Here is a 20,612-nt window from a genome sequence, read left to right as displayed (position 1 = left end):
CCCGGTTCGGCCCCCGTCTCGTCGTCAATCGCGCCCCGATCAGGGGACGAACTGGGCCAGCGGGATCGTCTTGTGGATCACGAGGCGACCGACCGCCAGCGTCTGCGGCGTGGCGTTGACGGGCAGGTACCAGACCAGGTCGCCGGGCCGGACGAACGACGGCGACCCGATCGTGACCTGGGTGACCGACATCCCACCCGTTCCCGGGACGACCGTCGACGACGGCCCCCTCGGCGGGGCGATCACGATCGGGTTGCCGGCGATCAAGGCCCCGACCAGATGGCGACGCTGCGGCATCCACTCCTCTCCGGGGATCATCGAGTAGCGGCCGAAGACGTTCATCTGAAACAGGTTGTTCCGCCCCAATGCCCGGGGATACCCGGTCATCACCAGCGAGGTCGGCGTCACCAGGGCCCGGGCCGACCCCTCGAACAGGTCCACGTGGCCGGCCACGACGCTGCCGTTCATCAGGTCGATGCCCGTGACCTCGGCCAGGGTCCCGGGGGAGGCCATCCTCGGATTCGCCGGCCATCGGATGACGAAGACCTCGATGGCGTTGAACGACACCGGGAACTGCTGGCCGGCCGCATTCTCGAGCACGATCCACTTGGGCGTCGCGGTCACGACCCGGGCCCATTCGCCTCCGCCCGGCCGGAACTGCGGGGCGTTGAAGCCGGCCATCGCCCCCGCCCCCGCGAAGGGGACCTGGGCGCGGCTCGCCGACGCCCCCAGCGCCAGCAGGCCGACCACGGCGATTCCCAGGATCACGCCCCGGAGCCTGTTGCGAGTCATCTCGGAAACCTCCCGGGTCGAGAACTCCGGGCCTGCTTCGTCATCCCCACGCCTCGGGATCGGCCAGGAGCAGACCGCTCGATTCAATCACGCCTATTCTACCCCGCCCCTCTGGCCCGCGGCGAGGGGCATCTCCCCGGGTCGCCCCGCCCCGACCCCCTCGGCGATGCTGCCTGGTTGCATCATCGCACTGGATCCCCCAATCAAGGCTTCCCCAATCCCCCGGAGCACCCAGGGGTCCGTGCCGATGGCGTGGGTCGGGCGGCCGGGACGTGCCTGCATGTCCGTTTTCCTGTTTGCAGGGGGGTCAGGCGGTCACTACACTGGTCGGATCGTCGTTCAAACGTCGCGTCAACCCACCGGGGTATCGGTCGAACCTCACGGAGTCCGGGCGGACCAATGAGTGATTCCGAGACGACCACCGGATGGGACCATTCCTCGTCGTCCGGCGAGGCTTCGCGAGACCTCATCGGCCAGTTGCTCGGCGGCGAGTTCCTGGTCGATCGCCTGATCGGCCGGGGGGGCATGGGAGAGGTGTACCTCGCCCACCAGCAAGGCCTGAACCGGCCGGTGGCCGTGAAGGTCCTTCGCGCCGACCTGGCGTCCAATCCCACGTATCTGGGCCGGTTCGAGATCGAGGCCACCGCGGTGGCCCGCTTAAATCATCCGAACATCGTCCAGGTGTACACCCTCGGCCGGTCCGGCGACCTGCACTTCATCGCCATGGAGTACGTGCAGGGGACCAACCTCCGGGAATACCTCCGCAAGAAAGGGACGGTCGAGCTCCCCCTGGCCTTCTCGATCATGCGTCAGACCTGCCAGGCCATGACCGCCGCCGGGGAGCTGGGCCTGATCCACCGCGACATCAAGCCCGAGAACCTGATGCTGACCCGCAAGGGGCAGGTCAAGGTGGCCGATTTCGGCCTCTGCCGCGAGCAGGGAGACGAGGCCCTCCACCTGACGCAGGAGGGCGTCACCCTCGGCACCCCCATGTACATGAGCCCGGAGCAGGTCCGGGGCCTGGGCCTCGACCCTCGCAGCGACCTCTATTCGATGGGGGTGACCTTCTACCACATGCTCGCCGGGGCGCCACCGTTCCGCGCCGAGACGGCCGTGGCGGTCGCCCTGAAACACCTGCAGGAGCAGCCGATCGACCTGGCCGTCCACCGGCCCGACCTGCCCCCCGAGCTGACGAAGATGGTCATGAAGCTCATGGCCAAGAAACCGGAGGACCGCTACCAATCCGCCGCCGAGCTCGACCGCGAACTCGTCCGGCTCAAGGGGATCGTCGCCACCACCCGGTCGATCCCGACCCTCCCGGCCCTCGAACCCTCGGCCGTCGCCCCCTCCGCGCCCGCCTCCGCCGATCCTCCGGGGCCGTCGATCCTGCGACGCGCCGCCGGGGCGATCGGCCGGGCCCGGCTCGGAGGCGGCACGCTGGCAATGCTCGGGGCGCTCGGCCTGCTCGTGGGGGCGGCGGCCGGCTGGTCGGCCCGCCCCGGCGACCTGCTCTCGGGGGGAGGCGCCCCGACCGGCCCGCCGGCCCTCTGGATGGCCCCCGGCTGGGAGTCGATCCCGAAGCAGGCCACGGCGCAGGATCAACTCCGCTACGCGCAGCTCCTCGCCCGCCCTTCGGAGCGATCGGCCGCCCTGCTCGCGGTCCCCGGCCACTTCCGGGGGGCCGAGCCCCAGGCGTCGGCCGCCTACACGCACCTGGCCCGCTCCCTGTTCGACCGCCTCGACCACCTCGGCCTGGTCGCCCTGGCCGACTCGCTCGAGGCCGATCCCGGGGCCGGCCCCCAGCGCCTCCGCCTGGCCGACATCTGCCGGGCCGCGTCGAGCGCCCTCGAAGACCGGCCCGACCTCGCCCTCGAGCACCTGACCGCCCGGGCCCCGGCGCCGTCGTACCTCGACCCCGCCCTGGCCGAGCTGGCGCTCGAGGTGGCCGAGTGGGCCCGGAGCGGCCCCGGAGCGGGCCCCTTGACGCCCCAGTGGGCCAACGTCCGAGACGATCTCCTGCAGGCGCTCCGGGTCGTCACCCTCGACCCCGCCGAGCGCTTCGAACCCGGGCGACGCCGCCCCCAGGCCCGCCCCTGATCCTGAACCCCGGGCCGCTCGCGATCGTATCGGATCGGGGCCGGTCCCCGAAGGACTGGTGTCCCTCGACGCGACCCGGCTCCGCCCCGTTCCCGTTCCTGTTCCTGTTCCTTCGTTCTCCCGCTCGCACCTTCACGACACGGTCCCAGGTCAAGGTCTTCGGAGTTTTCCCGCGATGCCATTCCTCCGCAGAGAGAACGGCGAGCAGCGCGGTCAGTGCATCGACCTCAAGGAGGAGGCGTTCCTGATCGGCCGCGCCCCGGATTGCAATCTGGTGCTCGACCCGCAGGGCGTCAGCCGCCGCCACGCGCAGATCGGCGTCGACTCGGGCAAATACTACCTGGAGGACCTCGGCTCCCGGAACACGACGAAGCTGAACAATCAGGTCGTCCCCCCCTGGCAGCGCCTGTCGCTGAACCCCGGCGACCGGATCAACATCTGCGACGTCGAGTTCGTCTACCTGACCCGCATGGCCCCGCCCGAGTCCGACGCCTCCGAGGTGATCGTCACCGATCACGGGGGGGCGTCGACCATCCACACGCTCGACGCCTCCTCCACCTCCAGCGGCGGCACCCGGGTCTCGGCCGAGCGCAAGCTCGAGGCCGTGCTCGACATCACCCGGAACCTCTCCAGCACCGTCAAGATCGACGCCGTCGCCCCCAAGGTGCTCGACACCCTCTTCGAGATCTTCCCCACGGCCGAGCGCGCCTTCCTGATCCTCAAGGACCCGCCGACCGGCCGCCTCCTGCGCAAGGCCTTCAAGCACCGGCAGCTCCGCCCCTCTCGGGCCGGCCTGCAGCGCCTGCAGCAGGGGCACTCCAAGGACGACGAGCCGCCGATGAACATCAGCCGGTCGATCGTCAATCACGTGCTCGACCACAAGCAGGCCGTCCTCAGCCAGGACGCCGGCAACGACGCCAACCTGCCGGTCGCAGCCTCCATCGCCGACCTGAAGATCCGGTCGGTCATGTGCGCCCCGTTGCTCACCCCCGACGGCCAGGCCATCGGCATCATCCAGCTCGACACCACCTCGGCCCGGCAGTTCCAGCAGGAGGACCTCGACCTGCTGGCCGCCGTCGCCTGCCAGTCGGCCATCGCCATCCAGAACGCCCGCATGTACGAGGACATGCTGAAGCAAGAGCGCGTCAATCGCGACCTCCGCCTCGCCGAGCAGGTCCAGATCAGCTTCCTGCCCGAGTCCGAGCCGAAGATCCCCGGCTACGAGTTCTTCGCCTATTACCACGCCGCCAACAACGTCGGCGGAGACTACTACGACTTCGTCCCCCTGCCCGGCAACCGGCTCGGGATCGCCCTGGCCGACGTCTCGGGCAAGGGGATCCCCGCGGCCCTGATGATGGCCAAGTTCTCCGGCAACACGCGCTACTGCATCCTCACCGAGAACGCCCCCGCCCCGGCCGTCACCATCCTCAACGACCAGCTCTGCGAGGCCGGGCTCGAGGAGAAATTCATCACCCTGAGCCTCTCGGTCCTCGACCTCGAACGCGGCAAGCTGACCCTCAGCTCGGCCGGGCACCTCCCCGTCCTGATCCGACGCGCCGACGGCCGGGTCGAGGAGCACGGGGTGGACGTCTCCGGGCTCCCGCTCGGCATCCTGCCCGACTTCCCCTACCAGCAGGCCGAGGTCCAGCTCGAGCGCGGCGACATCGTCGTCATCTACTCCGACGGCATCACCGACGCCCGCAGCCCCCAGGACGAGATCTACCACTCCGTCGACAAGCCCCGCCTCAACACGAGGCTCGCCGAGCTGTCCGGCACCCCCGAGGCCGTCGGCCGCGCCATCCTCCAGGAGATCCGGGAGTTCTCCACCGGCGAACCCCAGGCCGACGACATGACCATGATCTGCTTCGGCCGCGTCTGATCGCGTCCCGTCCCCCGGCCGTGGCCGTTCCGAGACCTCTCCCCCCCGAACATCGAAGCCCAACCGATCCCATGTCGCTCCGCGTTGCCAACATCTCGACCCCCCTGGGTGAGGACGAGTCGGCCCTGGTCGATCACCTGGCCTCCCGGCTCGGCGTCGGGCCGGCCGACATCAGCCGATGGCGGATCCTCCGCAAGAGCCTCGACGCCCGCCGCCGAGACGACATCCGCTTCGTCTACTCCGCCGAGGTCGAGCTGGCCGACCCCGGCGCAGAGGCCTCGCTCGCCGGCTCCGGCCTCTCGCCCTACACCCCCGAGCGGTTCGATTGGCCCGAGCCGGGCGCGGAGCCGATCCGGCACCGGCCGGTCGTCGTCGGCTCGGGCCCGGCCGGGTTATTCGCCGCCTACTTCCTGGCGATCAGCGGCTACCGGCCGCTCGTGCTGGAGCGGGGCCGGGCCGTGAAGGATCGCGTGGCCGACGTCCGGACCTTCGACCACGGCGGCGCCGTCGATCCCGAGAGCAATTACCTGTTCGGCGAGGGCGGGGCCGGCACCTTCAGCGACGGGAAGCTCACCTCCCGGGGCAGCGGCCCCGACGTCCGCCGCATCCTCGAAGTCGTGGCCGACTGCCACGGCAAGCCCTCGGTCGTCTACGAACACCGGCCGCACCTCGGCTCGAACCGGCTCCCCTTGATCGTCCGGACGCTGCGCCGCAAGATCGAGGAGGCCGGCGGGGAGGTCCGCTTCTCCTGCCGCGTCGAGGATCTCGACCTGGTCGACGGCCGCCTCCGCGGCCTGATGACCAGCTCCGGGCACATCCCGGCCGACGTCGCCGTGCTCGCGACCGGCCACAGCGCCCGGGACACGTATCAGATGCTCCTGCGTCGCGGCGTCCCGATCGCCTTCAAGCCCTTCCAGTTCGGCGTCCGGATCGAGCAGCCGCAGGAATCGATCGACCGCGCCCGCTACGGCCCCTCGGCCGGGCACCCGGCCCTCGGCGCCGCCGACTACGAGCTGGCCACCCGGGCCGGCGATCGCGACCTGTTCACCTTCTGCATGTGCGCCGGCGGCTACGTGATGGGATCGGTGGCCGAGCCCGGCTACTTCTGCACGAACGGCATGAGCGAGAGCCGGCACGACTCCCCCTTCGCCAACAGCGGGATCGTCATGACGATCGGCGCCCAGGACGTCGGCTCGGCGCACCCCCTGGCCGGCATCCACTTCCAGCAGCGGGCCGAGCGGGCGGCCTACCTGATCGGCGGCCGGTCCTACACCGCACCGATCCAGGCCGTCCGCGACTTCTTCGCCGGCCGGGCCAGCACGGGATCGCTTCCCAGCAGCTACCCCCGTGGGACCGTCTCGACCGACCTCGCCCTGTTCCTGCCCCCGGTCGTGCTGGCCGCGTTGGAGCGCGGCCTGCCCCAGTTCGACCGCTCCTTCCGCGGCCTCTTCCTCAAGGGAGCGACCCTGACCGGCCCCGAGGCCCGTGGCAGCTCCCCCGTTCGCATCCCCCGCGATCCGGACTCCCGCGAGAGCCCGACCGTCGCCGGGCTGTATCCCTGCGGCGAGGGGGCCGGCTACGCCGGGGGGATCGTCAGCGCCGCCGTCGACGGGCTCCGGACCGCCCGGGCCCTCGTCGGCCGCTTCGCCACGCCCGAATCCTGATCCTGACCGCCTTACCCAGGCTTCACAGGACTCAGGGAATCGCTTCGTGATCCTGCTCCAGCCTTCGCTCAAGGAGCGGGAGCAGCCTCTCCAGATCCGCGTGAACGTCGGGCAGGAACCCCTCATCCGTCGATCCGACCAGCGCTTCGATGCGATCGAGGGTGGCCCGATCCCCGTCGATCATCCCCTGAATCAGGAGGCCGATCCAGCCCAGGCCGATCGCCAGGCGGACGTCATCGGGTGCCTCGTCGATCGGCGTCGGCGCATCGACCACGTGCGTGGTGACCGACCGTCGCTCTCCCTCTCCTGGTTCCCGATAGGCCACCGAGACGGTCAACAGCTCGTCATCCCCCACCCCGGACGGGGCTCGCTGGTATCGCCCGGCTCGACGAGGCCCGGTGTCGGTCGGACCACCCGGCAACTCCCTCGGCTCGACTTCGAAGAGGACCGTGCTCGACTCCCCGGCCCGCAAGACCTGAGGCTCCTCGCCGATCCGGGCCAGCGTCAGGGGCCGCGCTTCGAAGCCGATCGGCCGGTATCGGGCCACCCGGGCCGGGTTGAATTCGACCTCCGCCGTCACCTCCTCGACGACCACCGGCGGCATCGCGTCCGCGTCGTCCGGGGCCGCCTCGCCCGCGATCAGGGCCAGCCGGACCAGGCGGTTCCCCTCGCTCCAGGGCGACGGCACGATCCCCACGTCGACGGCCAGCGGCTCCCCCGCCTCGGGCGGGTCATACGGATAGGCGGGCGTATTCACCAGGCTCCCGGTCAAGAATTCCGGTCCCACCGGTATTCCCTCAAGCTCGATCCGGCGGCCCAGCTCCGGGATCGAGACGCGACCCGGATCGACCGGGACCGCGGCCACCGGCTCCAGTTGCGTCTGGAACCAGAGGAAGCCGACCGCATCCTCCCCGCCGCGATCACCCCCGGCCTCGAGATTCGAGAGGATCAGCTCCCCTCCCTGGCCGAACCGGGCCACCGGCACCGGCCCCCGATCGACCTGGAACTCATTGGTCAGCAGGCCGCTCCGGAGGTCGAAGACCGCGAGCGAGCGATCGGCGGTCGAGGCCAGCAATCGGGACCCGGACGGGTCCACCAGGACCTCACGGATCGGTTCCCCCAGCGCAAACCGTTGTGCCGGGGTCCCGTCGGGCAGGTTCAGGACCTCCACCACGTTCCCCGGTTGCACGGCCAGGGCTTGCGAAGCCTTCGCTCCTTCGCTTCGCTCGATCCCCGGAGTCCCCACCACGGCCGACGCCGGATTGCCCAGGGCCCGATCCACGCCTCGACGTTCCCGGCTGGTGTCGAACAACGGAGCAGGGGGGGGGATCATGCTCGGCTCGGGCGCAGGAGCCTCGGGAGCCTCCTCGGCCTGATCGGTCGTCTGCCGTCCCCCGAGTCCCACCCCCGCACCACCTCCTCGCAACCCGGGGAAGCCGCCTCGCTGGTCCTTATCAAGTCGACCGGCAACGACCCCGTCAGCCGCCTCGGCCTGGTCGCGCGGGGCTTCCCGAGCAACCACCGACGAGGGAGCCATCGCTCCGGCTTCCGATCGCGGCTCCGCCTCCTTGGCCCGGCTTGGGAGCGATCGGGCAAACTCCTGCGGCGATTCCGGCAGAACCGACTCCATTCCGAGTTGGTCTGGCTGCATCTCGCTCGACTCGTCCGAGGCGACGGCGTTCGACCTGGCCATCATCCCTTCCATCCCCATGGAGGCATCAGCCTCGGTTTCAGGAGCCTCCGACGACGGTTCGACCGGTCGAGGAGCAGCAAGGCGAGCGTCCTTGCGATCCGGCTCGGCGGCCGCCCCGATGGCCCCCGGCGCCTCGGACGGGGTGAAGGCAACTGTCCGATCGGCGTTCGACAGTTCGCGAGCAGTCACCAGGACCCCGATCCCGAATCCGCTCATCGCCAGGAAGACCGAGGCCGCGACCGCGACCAACGCCCGACGCACCGGGAACCGCCGCGAGGTCGTCGGCTCCGGCAACGAGAGTGACGTCGAGGGCGGGCCGACCGCCCCAATCCTCGCGTCCAGATCGAGCCGCTGGACGATCGACAACCCCGGCATCGGCTCCTTGCGCAACGTGTCGGAAAGCAGCGCCGCCGTCTCCCGGACCTCGGCCACGAACCGGGCCGCCTCGGGGCTGCTCGCCAGCAACGACTCGACCGATCGCCGGTCGGCCTCGTCCAGCTCGCCCAGCGCGAAGGCGGTCAGTTTCGGGTCATCAGGATCGAAGGTCATCGGCACGTTTCCCGGCCGTTCCGGCCGCGGTCTCGGGGACGATTCGGACGCGAATCAGGCATGCCGGCTGCTGCCGGAGGGGGAAGGGGAGGGGCCCGCCTCGCCGTGCGACGCCCCCAAGCGCCCCCGGAGCGACTTCAGGCCGACATGCAAGAGATACCCCACGTTGCTCACGCTCAAACCCGTGATCCGGCTGATCTCCTGATAGGAAAACCCTTCCTGGAACCGCAATCGGATCACCTCTTGCTGCGTCTCGGGGAGCTTGGCCATCACCCGGAGCACGCGCTCCAGCTCGTCGCGCCGCTCCTGGCCTTCGCTCGGGTCGGGGTCGGTCGCCGGCACGATGCTCAGCGACAGCTCGGGCTCGGCAGATCGACTCACCCGCTTCTCCTTCCGGAGGACATCGAGCGCCCGATTCCGGCAGACCGTGAACAGCCATTCGGCCAGGTGCGGCTCCACCCGATCGCGGTCCTGCACGCAGAGCTTCAGGAACGTCTCCTGCACGATGTCCCGCGCCGACTCCATCTCCCCGACGATCCGGAACGCATAGCGCGCCAAAGGCCCCTCGAACCGCTCGACCGCGGCCCGGACCCAGGCATTCCGATCGATTGTCGTCGATGCGTCACCGCGAGCCATCACGTCTCCCGGGGTTCGGGGGCCGGCCCGTTCGCCCTCCCTCAAGAATAACGCCGCCAGGCCGACCATCTTAGAACGAATAGCCCGATCTGCGGAATCGCGAACAAACGGACACCCCCGGAGCCCCCCTCGCCCTCGCCTCCCATCATTCCGATTGACCGATTCGGCCGTCCTCCCTATGATCCCGCCCGAGATCCCCGCAGGACGCGGGGCACGTCGATTCCAAAGAAGGCGTTCACGACACAGGGCCCAGGGAGGATCGCCCCCCATGCGAGACCACAACAAGGCGTTCTGCCAGCTCGTCTCCGAGACGTTCGACTGCCCCGGGCCGATCGTCGAGTTCGGCGCCTATCAGGTCGAGGGCCAGGAGGGCTTCGCCGACCTCCGCACCCTCTTCCCGGGCAAGGATTTCCTCGGCTGCGACATGCGATCCGGCCCCGGGGTCGATCGGGTCGAGGACGTCAGCGCCATGACGCTCAACGACGAATCGGCCGGCACCATCATCTGCCTCGAGACCTTCGAGCACGTCTTCGAGGTGCGCCGGGCCTTCGACGAGGTCTACCGCGTCCTGAAGCCGGGCGGCCTGTTCATCCTCACCTCGCCGTTCCACTTCCGCATCCACGGCTACCCGGATGACTACTGGCGGATGACCCCGTCGTGCCTCGGCCGAATGCTCGAATGCTACGCGCTGCGGGTCGTCGGCCAGCAGGGGCCGAAGAAGACGCCGCACACGGTCATGTCGCTCGGCATCAAGCACCCGGCCCCGGCCGACGCCGTCGAGCGGGCCGAGAACCTCGTCTCCCGCTACCAGGCCTGGCTGCTCGACCGGGAAGCGGCCATCGCCCCGCTCGACAGGGTCCGCCGCCGCCTGTCCATGCTCTACCGCTCGAAGGCCGAGCGCCAGGTCCTCCGGGACGAATTCGCGGTCCACTTCGCGATCGAGGGGACGGCCGCCCTGGCCGACGCCGTCGCCCGGGCAGCCTGATTCGACCCAGAGGAGACGACCGCTGATGACTTCCTCAATCGACCGGGTCCTGATCCTCGGGCTCGACGGCGCGACCTGGTCCGTGCTCGACCCGATGCGCCGCCGCGGCGTGATGCCGAACCTCGACGCCCTGCTCGCGCGATCGGCCCGCGGGACGCTCCGATCGTCCGAGCCCCCCATGACCGCCGCCGCCTGGACGACGATGCAGACCGGCTGCGACCCGGCCGATCACGGCATCTTCGACCACCGCTACTTCGACCCCTCATCCAACATGATGCGGGTCAACCACTCCGGGCGATTCCGCGTGCCAACCCTCTGGCAACTGCTCGACCGGGCCGGCCGGAGCGTCATCAGCCTGAACCTCCCCGGCACCTACCCCGCGCCGAAGGTCCGCGGGGTCATCGTCTCCGGCATGGACGCCCCCCACCTGGAGGCAGCCCTCTCCGGGGTCCCCGCCGACTTCGCCGCGGCCCTCCGCCAGCAGGTGCCGCGCTACGGCCTCAAATACCAGTGGAAGCGCGTCCCCGAGACCCTCGATGAGTTGAAGGCCAACGCCCTCGACACCACCGAGGGGTTCCTCGGCCGCGCCGAGGGGGCCGTGCTCGCCGACCGGATGGTCCCCGACTGGTCGGCCCTGATGGTCCAGTTCCAGAACCTCGACCCCTTCCAGCATCGCGCCTGGCAATTCTTGAACGTCGATGAGACGGGGATCGACCGGCCCGCCTGGAACGCCGCCGCCGCCGAGGTCCTCCGCGGCCTCGACCGGGCCATCGGCCTGCTCTGCGAGCTGGCCGACCGCCGAGGGGCGGCCATCCTCTGCGTCAGCGACCACGGCTTCGGTCCCTGCCTCGGCCGCATCCACGTCAACCGGATCCTGGTGGATCGCGGGTTGATCACCCTCCCCGGCCTGACCGGACGATTGCGGCGCCGGGCCACCCAGGCCATCGACCGCCTCCGCCTCTGGGGCGACAAGCGGCGCGACCCGAACGCCCGAGGCGCCTCCTTCCACGCCTCGATCGCCGCCAGCTACCCGTTCGACTGGTCGCGGACGGTGGCCTTCGCCCCCCATCAGGACTGCGGGGCGATGGTCTACATCCCCCGCAACGGTCGCCCGGGGGGCCCTTTGCCCGCGACGCCTCGGCAGATCGACGAGGTCCGCGAGCAGACCCTGGCCGCCCTGGCCGAGGCCAGGCACCCGGAGACCGGCGACCCGCTCTTCCCGAAGGTCATCGACCTCGGGGCCGACTACCGGCTCGACCCGAGCGAGCTCGGCTACCCCGACCTCCTCGCCTTGCCCGACCAGAACTACTGGGTCCGCACCAAGCTCACGAACGACCGCTCCTGGGTCGCCGCCGACCCCTCCTTGCCCGGCACCCATCGCCCCGAAGGGATCGTCTCCCTCGCCGCCCCCGGCGTGCCGACCGACCAGGCGATCGACGCCGACCTCCGCGACGTCGCCCCCTCGGTCCTGGCGATGCTCGGCGAGCCGATCCCGGGGCACATCCGGGGCGTCCCGTTCGCCGGCCTCGGTGGCCGGACCGTCCGATCCGACGCGGCATCGGGTGCCGTGAAGCCGCCCCACGCCAACGCCCCCGGCTTCGATTTCGATCCCGAAGACGAGGCGATCGTCGAACAACGGCTCATCGACCTCGGCTATCTCGGCTGAGCACGTTCACACATCCGATTTCTTGAACGAATTAGGGACCAGGGGCGTATCAAGGCCCCTGGTCCCTGTCGTGCGCCTCATGGCTCAGAAGTCGTCCGACTCCAGAATCCCCGCCACCTGCCCCCGGTCGTTGATCGCGGAGGCCGACGAGAACATCGGCCCGCCCTCGTCGATCCGCCGCAAGGCCCCGTCCTCATACACGAACGGGTCGGGGCCGATGTCCGAGCCCGCCGGGCCGTCCATCATCCCCACCACGACCCCGCGGTTGTTCACATCACTGGCTTCGGATCGGAGATATCCCTCCGGCTCGGCCAGGCGTTCATACCCGCCGTCCCGGGTCCAGACGACGGCGTGCGGCAGGCCGTCTCCCGCCGAGGTCAGGCCGACGACCATCCCGGAATTGTTGACCGCCCTCGGGATCAATCCCCCCGATTCCGAGATGACCGTCCGCGTCCACGATCCGGCCTCGTCCTCGGTCCAGAGGCAGCCGAAGACGCCGTCGGTCGCCGCCACCGACTTGCCGTCGTCGCTGATCGCGACCACGTTCGATCCCAATTGGTCCTCATGCGGGAGCGCGGTCCCGATCCACGTTTCTCCCTCCAGATTCCACACGCAGGCCCGCACCCGATTCTCGCCGACCGAGAACCCGCTGATCCGCCCCCCGTCGCTCGAAACGCCGGTCGCGAACGACGAGTAGTCCCCCTCAAGCGCCCCCAGCCCTCGAATCCCCCGCCCCTCGTCCCAGACGAACCCCTGGTTCAGGAGCGGCGTGCGGACCCCCGGCGTCATCGGCTTGCTCACCCGGCCCACCACCAGGCCGCCGTCGCTGACGGCCGCCGGGAAGGTCGCCGTGTACCCTTCCAGCAGGGGGAGATAGGTGATCGCGTCTCCCCTGGCGAAAAAAGGAACCTGAGCGACCACCCCCGGGTGCTCCTCCTCCTCGATCCACTCAAACCCGATCACATCTCCACCCGAGTTGATCCCCGTGGCGATGATCCCCTGCGGTTTCGGACTCACCACGGTGATCGGCGGGGATGGCTCCTCGGCCCGAACGCACCACGTCGCGCCCAGCGCCAGGGCCGCGGCCAGGACGGAAGATCGCATGTCACTTCCCTTTCGTGTTGATCGTCGAGCGAGCCGTCAATCACCGTCGAACGCCGTGGTCCGGGGCCATCGAACCGAAGTCCATGCCCCACCGACCCCGCGTGATCCCTCAGGAGTCTCCCAGCCGCGCCAGTTCCTCGCCGATGTCCTTCATCAGCGGGGCGATCGTCGCCGACGAGAACTCGAAGGTCGCCCCCGCGGCCGCGAACAGATCGGGCAAGGGGCGTGCCCCCCCCAGCGCCAGGGCCGACCGATACGCGGCGACCGCCGCCTTGCGATCGGCCCGGGAACGCCGCCAGACCTGAAGCGCGCCGAGCTGCGCGATCCCGTATTCGATGTAATAGAACGGATAGAGGAAAATATGCAACTGCCGATGCCACGAACTCGACCGGATCTCCTCGTAGCCCGACCAGTCGACCTCGCCCCCGAACCGATCCATCAACCGATTCCAGGCCGCCTGCCGATCGTCCCGCGAGTGGCCTGGGTTGCGGTAGATCCAGTGCTGGAAGGCGTCGACCGTGGCGATCCAGGGGAGGATCAGCACGATCCCCTCCAGCAGCTCGCGATACGACCGCTTCGCATCCGCCTCGGAATAGAAGACGGTTAACTCCGGGGCGCCGAGCAGTTCCATGCTCATCGACGCCACCTCGCAGAACTCGATCGGCGCGTCGCGGTACTCGGCCAGCGGCTCGCCCCGCGCCGCGAGCGTGTGGAAGGCGTGCCCGCCCTCGTGGAGCACCGTCCGCAGGTCGCCATCCACCCCGACCGCGTTCATGAAGATGAACGGGAGCCGATCATCTTCGAGATTCGCCTGATAACCGCCGGGCGCCTTCCCCTTGCGGTTGGCCAGGTCGAGCAACGCCTGCTTGTGCATGAACGAGAATTGCGCCCCCAGTTCTTCATCGACCTTGGTGAAGATCCGGGCCGCCCCCTCCGCAAGCTGGTCGGCGTCGGTGAACGGCCTCAGGGGCGCTCGGCCCTTCGGATCGACCGCCAGGTCCCACGGCCGGAGCGAGTCCAGGCCCATCGCGGCCCGGCGCTTTTCTTGAAGTGCCCGTGCCAGGGGCACCACCTCGCGCTCGATCGCCGTCTGGAACGCCTCGGCCTGCTCCGGTCCGTAGTCGAACCGTTCCCGGCTCGCATACGCGTACGAGACGTAATCCGGGAACTCGGCCTCCCGCGCGATCTCCTCCCGCAGGGTCATCATCCGATCGAAGAGGGCATCGAGCGTCTCCCGATCCTCCAGCCGCCGCCGGGAGACCAGCTCCCAGACTTCCTGGCGGAGCGCCCGGTCGGTCTCCTCCAGATACGGGGCCATCTGCGCCAGGGTCTTCTCCTCCCCCCGGAAGGAAACCGTCATTGATCCGATCGTTTTTTGATACGTCTGCCCCAGCTCGGCCAGCTCGGTTTCCCGGGGGATGTTGGCGTCTCGATAGAGCCGCCTTCGGTTCTCCTGTGCTCGATCGAACACGTGATACCGCTCCGACGGCAATCCCGGGCGGTGGGGCGAGTCCAGATACCGATTCCGCAACTGATTCAGATAGGGCTTCAGCCTCGGCTCGATCTCGCGGACGAAGGCCAGGTGCGCCGCCTCGCGCTCCGGGTCGTCCGTCTGGCAGGTCATGGCGATGTAGCGCTTCGAGCCTTCCTGCGAGACCGCCGCGTTCAGCTCTCCCACGTCCTTGAGCCAGTCTTCCAGCTCTTCGGGCGAGGAGATGGCCCGGTCGAGCAGTCGCTGATAATACGGCTCGATCTGCTCCCAGGAGGTGAACACCACTTCGGCCGGGAGCCATCGGTGCGGAAACGCTTCGGGGGTATAGGTCGCGGTGCTCATCGGTTCTCAACCTGGGGCAGGGGTCCGGGCAGCATTTCAGTCACCCAAACTCGCCGGTCGTCGCCCTCCCCGGCACTCGAACGCTCCGGGGAGGGCGAGGACGATCTCGACCGGCGGGGCCTTTAGTCTTCGTAACGCAAGAAGTGTTCGCGAACGGCCAGGAATTCACGAAGCTCACGCGCCCAGGTCCGCTCGACGGCCCGGACGCTCGCCCCATTGACGATGGCATCATACGCCGCCCGGTTCGTCATCAGGCGGTTCAACGCATCGGGCTTCCAGTCATCCGGATAGAGCCGACGCAGGGTCACCGCCAGGGCGATCCCCACCTCGATCGGGTCGATGGTTTCCCAGTCCTTGATGAGGATGTAGACGCCGCCGCAGTCTTCCCCGGCATATTGCCGCTCGGTCGGAGAGAAGCGGATCGGCACGAAGCGCACCCCGTCCAGCCCCTCGGCGTTCAGTTCCTTCGCCCAGCGCTGCGGGTCGATCCAGGGGGCACCCAAGCGCTCGAACGGCGTGTCGGTGCCCCGGCCGGTGGCCAGGTTCGTCGCCTCCAGCAGGCCCACCCCCGGATAGAGCAGCGCCTCGGTCAGGCTCCTCATGTTCGGCGAGGGGTTCACCCAGAGCAACCCGGTCTGATCGAACCAGAGCGACCGCCGCCACCCCCGGCACTGCACCACCGTCAGCTCGGCCCCGATCTCGCGTTCCTGATTGAACATCAAGGCGAGTTCGCCGATCGTCATGCCGTGCCGGACCGGCAGGCGGTGGAACGCGATGAACGAGCCGAGGTCGTCGTCCCGGACCGGCCCCTGCACGGCCTGCCCGCCGATCGGGTTCGGCCGGTCGAGCACGAAGATCGGGATCTCCGCCTCGGCCGCCGCCTCCATCGCCAGGCCCATCGTGCTGATGTACGTGTAAAACCGTGTGCCGATGTCCGCGATGTCGAACACCAGGGCGTCCAGCCCTTCCAGTTGCTCGGGGCTCGGCTTGCGGCGCTCGCCATACAGGCTGTAGACCGGCAAGCCGGTTTGTTCATCCTTGCTGTCGTCGATGTTCGTATCGAGCAGGCCGCGGATCCCGTGCTCGGGGCTGAACAGGGCGACCAGCTCGATGCCCTCCGCCTCGAACAGCACGTCGATCGTCGTCCGGCCGTCCCGCGTCCGACCCGTGTGGTTCGTGATCAGGCCGATCCGCTTCCCCGTGATCGGGGCGAAGTCGTCGGCCTCCAGCACGTCGATCCCGCAGAGGACCTCCCCTTCCGTGACCGAACTCGGGGCCGGTGGCCCATCAACGATCGCCGAGGCCACGATCGTCGCGATCCGCCGCCGGAGCGCCGTCGGCGAGGGCTTGTCCCCCCCCGGATGCAACCGGCTGGTCAGGAGGATGACGAACGCCTCGGTGTCCGGGTCGATCCAGATGCTCGTCCCCGTGAATCCGGTGTGGCCGAAACTCTCCGGGCCGAACCGCTCCCCCTTCGGGACGCTGTAGCCGGTGTTCAGGTCCCATCCCAAACCTCGGCGTTCCCCGTCCGGCGTGTCTCCGGCGTCGATCATCGCCCGAACCGTCGGCGGGCTCAGGATTCGAGTGCCATTCGGCCCCTCACCGTCATTGAGCAGCGTTTGAGCATACACCGCCAGGTCATCCGCCGTGCTGAACAGCCCGGCATGGCCGGCCACCCCCCCCACGGCCCGCGACCGGGGGTCGTGCACCACCCCTCGGACCCAATCGTCCCCTTCCCGCTCGGTCGGGGCGACCCGATCGAGTTCGATCCCGTTGTCGAGCGGCAGGAAGGTCGAATCGGCCATCCCCAGCGGCCCGAACACGTTCTCGCGCACGAATGCGTCGAGCGTCATGCCCGAGACCCGCTCGACCAACCGGCCGAGGATCAGGAACCCGACATCCGTGTAGCGGAACCGCTCGCCCGGCGTGCCGACCAGGTCGATCTCGTTGATCCGCCTCCAGGCCTCCTCGACCCCGTGCTGGTAGTCGCCGATGGCATTATCGGGGATCAAGCCGGCCCGGTGCCGCAGGAGCATCTCGACCGTGATCGCCTCCTTGCCGTGGTTCGCCAGCTCGGGAAGGTAGGTGGTGATCGGCTCGTCGAGGTCGATCTGGCCGCGCTCCCAGAGCACCATCACCGCCGTCGCCGTCGCGACCGGCTTGGTCAAGGAGGCCATATCGAAGACCGTGTCCCGGGTCATCTCCTGGGCCTCCGGCTCGACGGCCCGCCGCCCCACCGCCTCGACCAGGGCAATCTGCCCCTGGCGCCCGACCAGGACTACCGCCCCCGGCACCGACCCGTCGTCCACGGCCTCCGAGACGGCCGCGCTCACCTCGGCCAGGGCTTCCGGATCGAATCCGAGCGACTCCGCCGGGGCCTCCGGCAGCCTCGCCGGGTCGGACAGGCCGATCGCGAGACCGACCACAAACATGACGCAATGGGAAAACATGATCACTCCACGAGAGAAAAGAGAAATCCGCCGTGTGATTGGCCTGCGATGGAAGGCGCCGCGTCAACTCGAGGGCGATGCCGAGGTCTCCGCCGCTCCCCTCCGGCCCACCCGAGCCACCAGGACGCCGACCAGGAACGTCGTCCCCGATCCCACGAGGGCGAAGTACGGCCAGGCCAGTGCCCCCTCGAACGGATAGAGCGGCTCGATCAATTCCGGACCGAACCGGGCATACGAGACGGCCACCAGGCCCGCCACCAGGCCGATCAGGGCCGATCGCTGGTCCACCGTCGTCGTCAGGATGCCGAGCAGGAAGACGCCGAGGATGATCCCCGTCACGAACGAGGCGATCGCCAGCGCATCCTCGACCACCGGGCTGTCCTGGAACTTCGCCGCCGCGACCCCGGCAATCCCCATCTGGGCCAGGCCCCAGACCACCGTAATGACCTTCGAGATTTGCAGCAGGCGTTCCTCGCCCATCGTCGGCGTCATCGGCCGGATCAGGTCGTTGACGGTGGACGAGGCCGAGGCGTTCAACGAACTCGACAGGGTGCTCATGGCCGCCGAGAAGATCGCCGCCACCACCAGCCCCACCAGGCCCGTCGGCAGGTAGTTGACGATGAACGAGGCGAACTCGTTATCCACCTGCAACGGTCGCTCGGGCGGATATTCCGCGTAGAAGATCGAGAGCGCCACGCCGATCAGCAGGAACAGCGCGAACTGGGCGATCACCACGAACCCGCTGCAGATCAAGGCCACCGCCGCCTGCCGCTGCGACCGGGCCGACAGGTAGCGCTGCACCATCATCTGGTCGGCGCCGTGGGTCGCCGTGTTCAGGACCACCCCGCCGATCATCCCCGCCCAGAAGGTGAACGGCCGGGTCAGGTCGAACGTGAAGTCGAACATCCGGAACTTGTCGAGCGCGGCGCCGGTCTCCCAGAGATCGGCCCAGCCGCCGTCGAGTCGGCCGACCATCAGGAACAGGGCCGCCACCGCCCCGATCATGTAGATGATGAACTGGGTCACGTCGGTCCAGACGACCGCCGTCATCCCGCCCAGGAAGGTGTAGACGATGGTGGAGACGCCCATCACGACGATGGCGACCGGCATGGCCCAGGCGATCGGCATGATCGCCCCCGGCCCGTCCCCCACCACGCCGCTGAGCAAGAGGAGGTTGCGCAGCACCAGCGCCGCCAGGAACAGCCGCAGGCCGTCTCCCAGGGTCCTCGACAGGAGGAAGAGGACCGAGGCCGCCGTCTTGGTCGCCCCCCCGAACCGGTCGTTGAGCACCTGATAGGCCGTGTACATCTGCCCGCGGAAGTAGCTCGGCAGCAACACCACCGACACCAGGACCCGGCCGACGATGTAACCCAGGGCCAGTTGCAGATAGGTGAAATCGCCCCCCTCGCGATACGAGAGGCTCGGTACGCTCAGGAAGGTGGCCGTGCTCGTCTCGGTCGCGACGATCGAGAGCATCACCGCCCAGGCGGGGACCTGCCCCCCCCCCAGGAAGTACCCCTTCAGGCCCTTGCTCCTCGACCCCAGGATCGAGCCGAACAGGGTCACCCCAACGATGTAGACGACGATGATTCCGAGATCGATCGGGCTCATGGGCAAGGAACCGGGCCTTCGGCGGCTGCTCGTATCTTCTGCGAATCGAGGTGAATCAAGCGAATCAGCGTACCCGCCCCGGCCCCGATTGACCACTCCCGCCCGCCGATCGGCCTCCCGGCCGATTCCCCCCGACGAGGCAGGGCAGGGGACCGTTCGCAACGCCGCAGAGCCGCAGAGTGGAACAATCACAGGGCATCGGAGAAACTCCCCGCACTCCTCACTCTCCCTCCTCGTCGCGTCTCTGCGACTCTGCGGGAGGCCCCTCGCCCCATCCCCGAAAACCCTCGCCAATCGGCCTCCCGGAGCCCTACGTTGATCGCCCGCCACGTCTTTTGTCGTCCGGGGATCTTCCTACCGACCCTGCCGTGAGGTTATAATGAAGGGTGCCCTCACGGTCCGATGTTCACAGAATGTCTGCTGGCAGGTCGGTCATCACCGAGCCTTTGCCAGGCGTGATGGCCCCTCCCGCCCGCCCGTTGCCGGTCGCCGACCCCCGCGAAAACGAGGTCCGGAGTGCTCCCTCCCCCATCGAGCGTCAGCCGCCGCGATCTGTTCCGGTTCCGCTCCCCCGGCCGAGCGTCCGAGCCGAACGTCCCGGCACCGTCCCCGGCGCTCGAACGGCTCAACGGCGGCGAATTGATCCTGGCCCGACGGCCGGGCATGGGCTCCTTCTTCGAGGTCCGCATCCCCGTCCGGACCCCCGGGGCCGCTGCGCTGGCCCAGTCGGCCCTCGACGTGATCGACGCCGTCGAATTCCTGCTGACCATCTACCGGGACGACTCCGAGGTCAGCCGCCTGAACGCCTCGGCCCACGAGGGGCCCGTCTGCGTCTCCCCCGAACTGTTCGCCCTCATCGAACACGCCCTCCAGATCGGCCGCCAGACCGACGGGGCGTACGACCTCGCCTCGGGCGCCCTGAGCCTCGCCTGGGGCTTCATCCGGGGGCCGAAGCGGGTCCCCTCGCCCGACGAACTGGCCGACGCCCGAGACCGCTCCGGCAGCCACCTCGTCCGGCTCGACCCCGAGCAATCGACCGTCCAATTCGCCCGCCCCGGCGTCGTCCTGAACTTCGGCGCGATCGGCAAAGGCTACGCACTCGACCGCGTCACCCGGCTCATCCGCGATTCCTGGTTCCCGACCTCCGCCCTCGTCCACGGCGGCCAGTCGAGCCTGTACGCCCTCGGCTCGCCCCCCGACCGCCTCGGCGGACGCTGGGACATCCGCGTGGTCGACCCGTTCAACCTGTCCCGATCGGTCGGCACGCTGCACCTGCGGAACCGAGGGCTCTCGACCTCCGGCGGCTCGATCCAGTGGTTCGAGGCCAATGGCCGCTTCTACAGCCACATCCTCGACCCCCGGATCGGCGAGCCGCTCGACGCCGACGCCCCGGCCAGCGTCACCGTCCTCGCGCCCACCGCCGCCGAGGCCGATGCCCTGTCCACCGCCTTCTCGATCCTCGGCCCCGACGGCTCGGCCCCGATCCTCCGCGATCGCCCCGAGATCGCCGCCCTGTTCATCCTCCGGGGAGAAGATGGCCGCTCCCGGACGGTGACGTTCAACCTCTCCGATCACGATTTCTCCCCCGAGTCCCTCGAAGGCGCGACCGCCCCGCCGTAAACTGGCGGGATCGCATCCCGGGATCCCCCGGC

13 protein-coding genes are annotated in these 20,612 nt (G+C 69.2%); 6 read left to right on the top strand and 7 right to left on the bottom strand.

Features of this window, described 5'->3' with window-relative positions:
- Nucleotides 1-39: 39 nt before the first annotated feature.
- Nucleotides 40-792, bottom strand: coding sequence for a hypothetical protein (locus tag AB1L88_RS20060; protein ID WP_367098471.1), 753 nt, complete (start codon nucleotides 790-792; stop codon nucleotides 40-42).
- A gap of 399 nt (nucleotides 793-1,191) precedes the next feature.
- Here AB1L88_RS20060 and AB1L88_RS20055 point away from each other — a divergent pair, with 399 nt between their 5' ends.
- The 3 genes from AB1L88_RS20055 to AB1L88_RS20045 all read left to right on the top strand — a co-directional run bounded on the left by AB1L88_RS20055 (nucleotide 1,192) and on the right by AB1L88_RS20045 (nucleotide 6,432).
- Nucleotides 1,192-2,889, top strand: coding sequence for a protein kinase (locus AB1L88_RS20055; RefSeq protein ID WP_367098470.1), 1,698 nt, complete (start codon nucleotides 1,192-1,194; stop codon nucleotides 2,887-2,889).
- Nucleotides 2,890-3,064: 175 nt separating this feature from the next.
- Nucleotides 3,065-4,768 (top strand): SpoIIE family protein phosphatase, encoded by a 1,704-nt coding sequence (locus tag AB1L88_RS20050; RefSeq protein ID WP_367098469.1) that lies wholly within the window; start codon nucleotides 3,065-3,067, stop codon nucleotides 4,766-4,768.
- A gap of 71 nt (nucleotides 4,769-4,839) precedes the next feature.
- Complete coding sequence (locus AB1L88_RS20045; RefSeq protein ID WP_367098468.1) at nucleotides 4,840-6,432, top strand: FAD-dependent oxidoreductase; 1,593 nt, start codon at nucleotides 4,840-4,842, stop codon at nucleotides 6,430-6,432.
- A gap of 31 nt (nucleotides 6,433-6,463) precedes the next feature.
- On the opposite strand, the gene AB1L88_RS20040 is transcribed toward AB1L88_RS20045, so the two are convergent.
- Together AB1L88_RS20040 and AB1L88_RS20035 are read right to left on the bottom strand one after the other, a co-directional pair.
- Nucleotides 6,464-8,674: a YfbK domain-containing protein gene (locus AB1L88_RS20040; protein ID WP_367098467.1), complete on the bottom strand. Its 2,211-nt coding sequence runs from the start codon at nucleotides 8,672-8,674 to the stop codon at nucleotides 6,464-6,466.
- 54 nt (nucleotides 8,675-8,728) lie between these two features.
- Nucleotides 8,729-9,310: a sigma-70 family RNA polymerase sigma factor gene (locus tag AB1L88_RS20035; protein WP_367098466.1), complete on the bottom strand. Its 582-nt coding sequence runs from the start codon at nucleotides 9,308-9,310 to the stop codon at nucleotides 8,729-8,731.
- Nucleotides 9,311-9,578: 268 nt separating this feature from the next.
- Here AB1L88_RS20035 and AB1L88_RS20030 point away from each other — a divergent pair, with 268 nt between their 5' ends.
- Both AB1L88_RS20030 and AB1L88_RS20025 read left to right on the top strand, forming a co-directional pair.
- The gene (locus AB1L88_RS20030) at nucleotides 9,579-10,295 is read left to right on the top strand and encodes a class I SAM-dependent methyltransferase (RefSeq protein WP_367098465.1); all 717 of its coding nucleotides are present in this window, start codon (nucleotides 9,579-9,581) and stop codon (nucleotides 10,293-10,295) included.
- A 25-nt stretch (nucleotides 10,296-10,320) separates the two neighbouring features.
- Entirely contained in the window at nucleotides 10,321-11,961 is a 1,641-nt protein-coding gene (locus AB1L88_RS20025; RefSeq protein WP_367098464.1) for an alkaline phosphatase family protein, read from the top strand.
- 84 nt (nucleotides 11,962-12,045) lie between these two features.
- On the opposite strand, the gene AB1L88_RS20020 is transcribed toward AB1L88_RS20025, so the two are convergent.
- From AB1L88_RS20020 to AB1L88_RS20005, 4 genes are all read right to left on the bottom strand, one after another.
- Complete coding sequence (locus tag AB1L88_RS20020) at nucleotides 12,046-13,065, bottom strand: HAF repeat-containing protein (RefSeq protein ID WP_367098463.1); 1,020 nt, start codon at nucleotides 13,063-13,065, stop codon at nucleotides 12,046-12,048.
- Nucleotides 13,066-13,174: 109 nt separating this feature from the next.
- Nucleotides 13,175-14,899, bottom strand: a complete 1,725-nt coding sequence (locus tag AB1L88_RS20015) for a M3 family oligoendopeptidase (RefSeq protein WP_367098462.1) — start codon at nucleotides 14,897-14,899, stop codon at nucleotides 13,175-13,177.
- A 122-nt stretch (nucleotides 14,900-15,021) separates the two neighbouring features.
- Nucleotides 15,022-17,349, bottom strand: a complete 2,328-nt coding sequence (locus AB1L88_RS20010) for an exo-beta-N-acetylmuramidase NamZ domain-containing protein (RefSeq protein WP_367098461.1) — start codon at nucleotides 17,347-17,349, stop codon at nucleotides 15,022-15,024.
- 63 nt (nucleotides 17,350-17,412) lie between these two features.
- Nucleotides 17,413-18,960, bottom strand: coding sequence for a sodium:solute symporter (locus AB1L88_RS20005; RefSeq protein WP_367098460.1), 1,548 nt, complete (start codon nucleotides 18,958-18,960; stop codon nucleotides 17,413-17,415).
- Nucleotides 18,961-19,476: 516 nt separating this feature from the next.
- On the opposite strand from AB1L88_RS20005, the gene AB1L88_RS20000 reads away from it, so the two are divergent.
- Nucleotides 19,477-20,580, top strand: coding sequence for an FAD:protein FMN transferase (locus AB1L88_RS20000; RefSeq protein WP_367098459.1), 1,104 nt, complete (start codon nucleotides 19,477-19,479; stop codon nucleotides 20,578-20,580).
- The last annotated feature ends 32 nt before the right edge of the window (nucleotides 20,581-20,612 follow it).

Source organism: Tautonia sp. JC769 (assembly GCF_040717455.1).
Classification (GTDB): Bacteria; Planctomycetota; Planctomycetia; order Isosphaerales; family Isosphaeraceae; genus Tautonia.
The sequence above is the reverse complement of the archived record's forward strand: the minus strand, read 5'-3'. Positions and strand labels throughout refer to the sequence as shown.